Source organism: Oscillibacter sp. CAG:155 (assembly GCA_000436875.1).
Taxonomy (GTDB): domain Bacteria; phylum Bacillota; class Clostridia; order Oscillospirales; family Oscillospiraceae; genus Oscillibacter.
Genome location: FR890941.1, coordinates 10,091 through 17,185, shown reverse-complemented (window position 1 = coordinate 17,185; position 7,095 = coordinate 10,091). Strand labels below are relative to the sequence as shown.

The 7,095-nt window shown below is 63.5% G+C and carries 6 protein-coding genes; all 6 read right to left on the bottom strand.

Annotation, left to right across the window (positions count from 1 at the left end; all coding sequences use genetic code 11):
* A partial coding sequence (gene murA / locus QZL67_RS08325) for a UDP-N-acetylglucosamine 1-carboxyvinyltransferase (protein WP_292920149.1) occupies positions 1-1,154 on the bottom strand: 1,154 nt, incomplete at its 3' end.
* A 65-nt stretch (positions 1,155-1,219) separates the two neighbouring features.
* Complete coding sequence (gene murG, locus QZL67_RS08320) at positions 1,220-2,359, bottom strand: undecaprenyldiphospho-muramoylpentapeptide beta-N-acetylglucosaminyltransferase (protein ID WP_022290266.1); 1,140 nt, start codon at positions 2,357-2,359, stop codon at positions 1,220-1,222.
* Between the two features lie 37 nt (positions 2,360-2,396).
* The gene (gene ftsW / locus QZL67_RS08315; RefSeq protein ID WP_022290265.1) at positions 2,397-3,623 is read right to left on the bottom strand and encodes a putative lipid II flippase FtsW; all 1,227 of its coding nucleotides are present in this window, start codon (positions 3,621-3,623) and stop codon (positions 2,397-2,399) included.
* 197 nt (positions 3,624-3,820) lie between these two features.
* Complete coding sequence (mraY, locus tag QZL67_RS08310; protein ID WP_022290264.1) at positions 3,821-4,807, bottom strand: phospho-N-acetylmuramoyl-pentapeptide-transferase; 987 nt, start codon at positions 4,805-4,807, stop codon at positions 3,821-3,823.
* Positions 4,808-4,915: 108 nt separating this feature from the next.
* Positions 4,916-6,367: a UDP-N-acetylmuramoyl-L-alanyl-D-glutamate--2,6-diaminopimelate ligase gene (locus QZL67_RS08305; RefSeq protein WP_022290263.1), complete on the bottom strand. Its 1,452-nt coding sequence runs from the start codon at positions 6,365-6,367 to the stop codon at positions 4,916-4,918.
* A gap of 115 nt (positions 6,368-6,482) precedes the next feature.
* Positions 6,483-7,095: PASTA domain-containing protein (locus QZL67_RS08300; RefSeq protein WP_292920148.1), on the bottom strand; the 613-nt coding region annotated here is incomplete at its 5' end.

Here is a 7,095-nt window from a genome sequence, read left to right as displayed (position 1 = left end):
CCCTCCGCCGCCAGGGCCGCCACGCACAGCGCCGCGCCGCCCCGCAGATCCGTACACCGCACCGGCGCACCATGGAGCGTCTCCACGCCGGTGACCACCGCCACCCGGCCCATCACCCGGATATCCGCTCCCATCCGGGTGAGTTCATCCACGTGCCGGTAGCGGTTTTCAAAGATGTTCTCCTCAAACGCCGTCGCCCCCCGGCCCCGCAGCAGCGCCGCCATCAGCACCGCCTGGGCGTCGGTTGGAAATCCCGGGTAAGGCGCTGTCCGCACGGGCCGCACCGCCCGCAGCCGCTCCCGGCAGATACAGGCGATCCCCTCAGGTCCGGAGGAGATCTCACACCCCGCCTCCCGCAGTACCGCCGTCACCGTCGCCAGATGCTCCTCCCTGGCGCCCCGGATGAATCCCGTGCCGCCGGCTGAGGCCAGCGCACAGAGATAAGTAGCCGCCGCGATACGGTCCGGCATCACCCGGTATGTACCGCCGTGGAAGGTCCGCCCGCCCCGGATGACCACCGTGGAGGTTCCGGCGCCCCGGACATCACCGCCGCAGGCATTCAGGAAATTCTGCAGATCCTCGATCTCCGGTTCCCGGGCGGCATTGGAGAGCACAGTGGTTCCTTCCGCCCCGCAGGCCGCCAGGATGAGATTCTCCGTGGCGCCCACAGAAGGAAGGCGCAGCACCACGTCCCGCCCCCGCAGTCGGGCAGCGGTACTGTGGAGGAAGCCGCCCTCCTCCCGGATCTCCGCCCCCAGTTCCCGCAGCCCTGCCAGATGCAGATCAATGGGCCGGGGGCCCAGCTCGCATCCGCCGGGATAGCTGATGTCTGCCCGGCCGCAGCGGGCCAGGATCGCCCCCAGAAAGATGGCGGACGAGCGCATCTCTCTCATTAGTATATCAGAGATGGAGCACCGGTTCAAGGCAGCGGTATCCACCGCCAGGGTGTCTCCCTCCCACTGGGCGCCGCATCCCAGATCCCGCAGAATCCGGATGGAGGCGTCCACGTCCCGCAGGTGGGGACAGCCCTCCAGGAGCACCTGTCCCCGTGTCAGCAGTGTGGCGGCCAGGATGGGCAGCACGCTGTTTTTCGCGCCCTGGACGCGTACTTCGCCTTCCAATGTCCTGCCGCCGCAGATGTAAAGCTGGTTCATACCCTTTTCCCCCCGCTTCCCAGAATGGTTCACCGCCCCATCCTATGGAATCGGAGAAAATTCGGTTACTGGCACAACTCCAGAATCGTCCGGTAGATCCGCTCCGTGGCGTCCCGGATTCCCAGGGAGGCCATGGAGCGCTCCATGGTGCCCCGCCGGTCCGCGTCGTGCAGGATGCCGCAGACGGTCTGAAAGAGGATCTGCCCTGAGGCGTCCTTCTCCAGCACCACCGCCGCCCCGCCGGCCTTTTCCAGCACCCGGGCGTTTTTCTCCTGGTGGTTGTTGGTGACATAGGGCGAGGGAACGATCACCGCCGGGACCCCCAGGGCCGTCAGCTCACTGATGGTGGAGGCACCGGCCCGGCAGAGCACCAGGTCTGCCGCCCGCATGACGGTGGCCATATCGTAGATGTACTCCCGCACCTGCAGCGCCGGGTGGGCCTTCAGGTCCACGCCCTTCTCCTGCAGCTGCTCCAGCAGCACCGGATAGCCGGTCTTTCCCGCGCCGTGGATGTGGTGGAAAGGCTCCTTCTCCGCCTCCAGCGCCAGAAAATCCACCATGGCCCGGTTCATACCGGAAGCCCCCAGAGATCCCCAGAACGACACCACCAGCGGTCGGCCGTCATCCACGCCCAGCTGCCGCTTGGCCTCCGCCTTCGTCAGGGTGAAAAAGTCTCCCCGCACCGGCGTGCCCGTGACGATGACCTTCTCCGGGTGGCGGTAGTGCTGGCGGCACTCCTCAAAGCCCACCATGACCCGCCCGGCATAGGGCTCCAGCATCTCCGTGGTGAGGCCGGGGACCATGTTGGACTCGTGGACCGCCGTGGGGATGCCCGCCTTGGCTGCCGCTTTGACCATGGGGTAACTGGCATAGCCGCCGGTTCCCACCACTACATCGGGGCAAAAGTCCCGCAAAATGGCCCGGGCCTCGTGGGGGGCCCGCATCAGATTCCCCACAGAGACCAGGTTATGCCGGATCTCGCTGGGGCGGAAGGAGCGGTGGAAGCTGGAGATGTGGACCGTTCGAAACGGATAGCCCGCCTTGGGCACCAGGTCCTTTTCCAGGCCCCGCTCTGCGCCCACAAACAAAACCTCTGTTTTTGGGTTTTCCCGCTGCATCAGCTGTGCCAGGGCGATGGCCGGGTTTACATGCCCCGCCGTACCGCCGCAGGTGAAGATGACGCGCCGCAATTTGGATTCACTCATAAATTACGCCTCCCGGACAGGGTACAAAGGCCGGCGGCTAGCCGGCCTTTGTGGGTTTCATCTGCCTGGACACCGATAGTACGATTCCCATTTCCGCCAATTGGATGGACAGTGCCGTGCCGCCGTAGCTGAAAAAGGGAAGGGAGATTCCGGTTGTGGGCAGCAAACCCGTTACCACGCCGATGTTCAAAAATGTCTGGAGTCCCACCAATGTGGTGATGCCCACCACCATCAAACTGCCGAACCGGTCCCGGGCGTGAAGGGCGATCCAGAAGCCCCGAAGGATCAGCGCTGCGAAAAGCAACATGATGACCGTGGCACCGATGAGACCCAGTTCCTCGCAGACGATGGCGAAGATGAAGTCGTTGTGTTCTTCTGGCAGGTACAAAAATTTCTGCCGGCTCTTTCCCAGGCCCACACCCAAAAGGCCGCCGGAGCCGATGGTCAGAAGGCTCTGGGCCAGCTGGTAGCCCTTGCCCTGGGCATCCTTCCAGGGGTCCAGCCAGTAGGTGATACGGGAGGTGTTGTAACCGATGACGAAGAGCACCGTGTACATCATGGTGGCCGCCGCGCCCACGGCGCCGCCAACCCACGCCCAGTGGATGCCGCCCACCAGCATCAGCACGGCGCCGGCACCCAGAATCAGCATGGCGCCGGAGAGGTGGGGCTCCAATCCCACCAGGCCCGCCACCGCCACCAGGATGATGGCATAGGGGGCGATGCCGTAGCGGAAGGTCCGCATCAGGTCTTTTTTCTTGGAGATGCTGTCGGAGAAGTACAGCACGATGGCCAGCTTCGCGACCTCCGAGGGCTGAAACTGCAGTGAGGTGCCGGGGATACCCAGCCAGCGGGTAGCGTTGTTGCGGGTGATGGCCAGGGGGTTGCCCGGGATCAGCACCAGCAGCAGCAGGATAACCGCCAGATACAAAAGGGGCTTTGCCAGGGCCCGGAACCGCTGGTAGTTGATCTTTCCGATCAGCAGCATGGCGGCCACACCCATGATGGCGAACACGCCCTGGCGGATAAAGTAGCTCATGGGATTGGTTCCCTCGGTCTCGTAGTAGGCAGAGGGAAAACTGGCGGAGAGCAGCATAATGAGGCCGATGCCCGTCAGGAGCATCGTCAGCACCAGAAACGGCAGGTCGATGGGGCCCCGGGCCAGTTCCCGGCTCTCCTCCTCCATCTCCCGCTGGTGCTGCCGGCGCTGCTGAAGCGCCAGCGCCTCCTCCCGGCTCAACGGCCGGCGGCGGGGTCTTGCCGCCATATCACTCCCTCCTCTCCTCCGGGGTGCCGCCTGGGCGGGACGGCTCTGCTGACCGGACGTCCCCGGAATGCGGGCCGCTCCGCGCTTGTAAAGCGGAGCGCTCTTCCGGGGCGGGGCGCTTTTTCGGGGGGTGCTCCGCCGCCGGGAATCCGGGGGCCGGTCAGACACGTTACGCGGGTTCCTGCCCGCTCTCGAAGTCAAAACCGTCCCTGGACGCCCAGGAATGCCAGGGCGCAGAACACCAGGGTAATGCCGGAGAACACTGCAACCAGCTTCGCCTCACTCCAGCCGGAGAGTTCCAGGTGATGGTGCAGCGGTGCCATTTTGAAAAAGCGCTTGCCGTGGGTGACCTTGAAGTAGGTCACCTGAATGATGTCGGACATGGTCTCGGCGATGTAGATGATGCCCACCAGGATCAAGATCAGCGGCATATCCATAGCGAAGGCCAGTGCCGCCACCGCACCGCCCAGGAACAAGCTGCCGGTGTCGCCCATAAAGACCTTGGCGGGGTGGTGGTTATAGACGAAGAAGGCCGCAAGCCCGCCGGCCAGCGCCGCCGGGAACAGGCCCTGCCGGTCCTGGAAGCTCCAGAGGGTGCCAGTGACGGTAAAGAACACCATCACCACGAAGGTGACGCTGCACGCCAGGCCATCGATACCGTCGGTCAGGTTCACCGCGTTGACGCAGCCCACAATGACGAAGGCGGCAAATACCAGATACACGATCCAGTTCACCGTCACCGTCACGTTGACAAAGGGGATGTACAGTTCATTGGTCAGCAGTCCTTCATAGCGCATCAGGCAGAGAAACACCACCGCAGCTGCCAGCTGCAGAATGAACTTCTGCTTGGCGGTAAGGCCCTCGTTCTGGTGCTGACGGACCTTCCGGTAGTCATCCACAAAGCCGATGATGCCGAAGATCAGTGCAAACAAAAACACATACAGATGGACGAAGCTGCCCCGCAGCATGGCATCCCAGCCCAAAACGAACACGGTGACGCCGCTGCCCAAAATAAACATGATGCCGCCCATGGTGGGAGTGCCCGCCTTGGACTTGTGCCAGGTGGGACCGTCCTCCCGGATCTCCTGTCCGGCCTTGAGCTTGCGCAGCTCCGGAATCAGGAATCTGCCGATGACCAGCGTCAGCACGAAGCTGACTGCCAGCGCGATGAGTGCCTGTGTCATAACTCGTTCTCTCCCTTTCCTTGGCCGGTCACATCTCCGGCGCTTTGGTATCCATGGCGGAGCGGCGCAGATTTCCCCGCGGGCATGGCCCCGACCCGGTCTGCGCCGTCAGTTTCCGGCGCTCAGATAATCCGCCACGATCTCTCGCTCATCCATGTGGTGCTTGACATGGTTGACTTCCTGATAGGTCTCATGCCCCTTGCCGCACAGGGCAATGACGTCCCCGGGCTGAGCGTGGTCCATCGCCCAGTGGATGGCCTCCACCCGGTCCTCAATAACCACATAGGGGGTGTTGCTGCCCTCCAGGCCCGGCAGGATGTCGGCGATGATGTCCCCGGGCTTCTCCGTACGGGGATTATCGGAGGTCACCACCACGAAGTCCGCGATGTCTGCGGCGATCTTGCCCATCTTGGGGCGCTTGGTCTTATCCCGGTCGCCGCCGCAGCCGAAGAGGGCAATGGTCCGGCCCCTGGCAAAACCCTTGACGCTGGTGAGGACGTTCTCCAGTCCATCGGGGCTGTGGGCATAGTCGATGAGGATCGTGTAGTCCTTGCCGGGAGTGGGGACCACCTCCACCCGGCCCTTGACGTGGGGCACCGCGGCCAGCACCCGGGCGCTCTCCTCCAGGGAGACTCCCAGCGCCTGTGCCGCTCCCAGCACATCCAGCGTATTATATACCATAAATCCACCGGGAATGCCAACCCGAACCGGCACACTTCCGGATTTTTCCACCGCGTCAAAGGCGATGTGATCCGCCCCCAGGGAGATGTGCTCTGCCCGCAGGTCGGCCTCCGCCTGTTCAGCGTAGGTAAAGACCCGGCAGGTGGCCTCCCGCAGCAGCCGCTTGGTCCAGGGGTCGTCGGCGTTCACCACGCCCACATCGCAGTTGCGGAACAAAATGGCCTTGGCGTCGCAGTAAGCCTCCATGGTCTTGTGGAAGTCCAGGTGGTCCTGGGTCAGATTCGTGAAAATACCCACCGCATACCGGACGCCGTACACCCGGTCCAGCACCAGCGCGTGGGAGGAGACCTCCATCACCACATGGGTGCAGCCTGCGTCCCGCATCTGGGCAAAGAGCCGCTGCACCTCAAAGGACTCCGGCGTGGTCCTCTCCGTGGGCAGGATCTCGCTGCCGATCATGTTCTGGTTGGTGCCGATGAGGCCTACCTTGGCCCCGGCCGCCTGCTCCAGGATCGCCTTGAGCAGGTACGTGGTGGTGGTCTTGCCGTTGGTGCCGGTAACGGCCACCATGGTCATAGCGTCCGCCGGATGGCCGAAGTAGTTGGCCCCCACCTCTGCCAGGGCCCGGCGGGAATCCGCCACCTGGACATAGGGCACCTCCGTCCCCTCCGGCACATCCTGGCACAGCACCGCCGCCGCGCCGGAGGCCGCCGCCTTGCCGATAAACGCATGGCCGTCCACGGCAAAGCCCTTCATGGCAACAAACAGATCGCCGGGTTTGGTAGCCCGGGAATCATAGCTGACGCCGCTGATTTCCAGGTCCGAGTCCGCCGTGGCGGACAATACGGGAATTCCCCGCAGCAACTCTTTCAATTTCATCGCAGTAAGCCTCATTTCCGCGTTTTTCACCGCATGAGCGGCCATTTTTATTATAGCCGGGCATAAACGCAAAGAATAATGGGGGAAGATGCCGGAAACCTTGCAAAACCTGCCCTCAGTCCAGTACGGAGTTGTCGCCGAACTGGACGGTGACAACAGTGCCCGCCGGCACCTGACTGCCGGCGGCAGTGTCCTGGGTGATGGCGTGGACATTTCCCGAACTGGAAGTCGTGGCGCCGGAAGCCCGCATGATCAGTCCCGCATTGGTGAGAGCCTTGTTGGCCTCCGAGGCGGATTTGCCAACCACGTTGGGCACGGTACAGGGCGTATCCGGTTTCTCCGCCCCCAGATACAAGATGATGGAGGCATTGTTGGGCACGATGGTACCGCCCACAGGGGTCTGGTCGGTGACGGTGGCGCCGTCGCCCACGGTGGTGCAGGTAAAGCCCGCGTTGCTCAGCCGGGTCTTGGCGTCGTCCAGCGTCATCCCCACCACATTGGGAACGGTGGTATCGGCGCCAGCCAGCTCTTCGGCGGTGTACTCCGGCTCGATGCCAAGGTACGGCAGCACCTCGCTCATGATCGAGCTGGCAACAGGAGCCACCATAGTGCCGCCGAACACGGCAGTACCGGTAGTCCGGCTGGGGGTATCCATGGTCAGCAGCATGATGATCTGGGGATCATCCGCCGGAGCAAAGCACATGAAGGAAACCACCACGTCGTTGGTG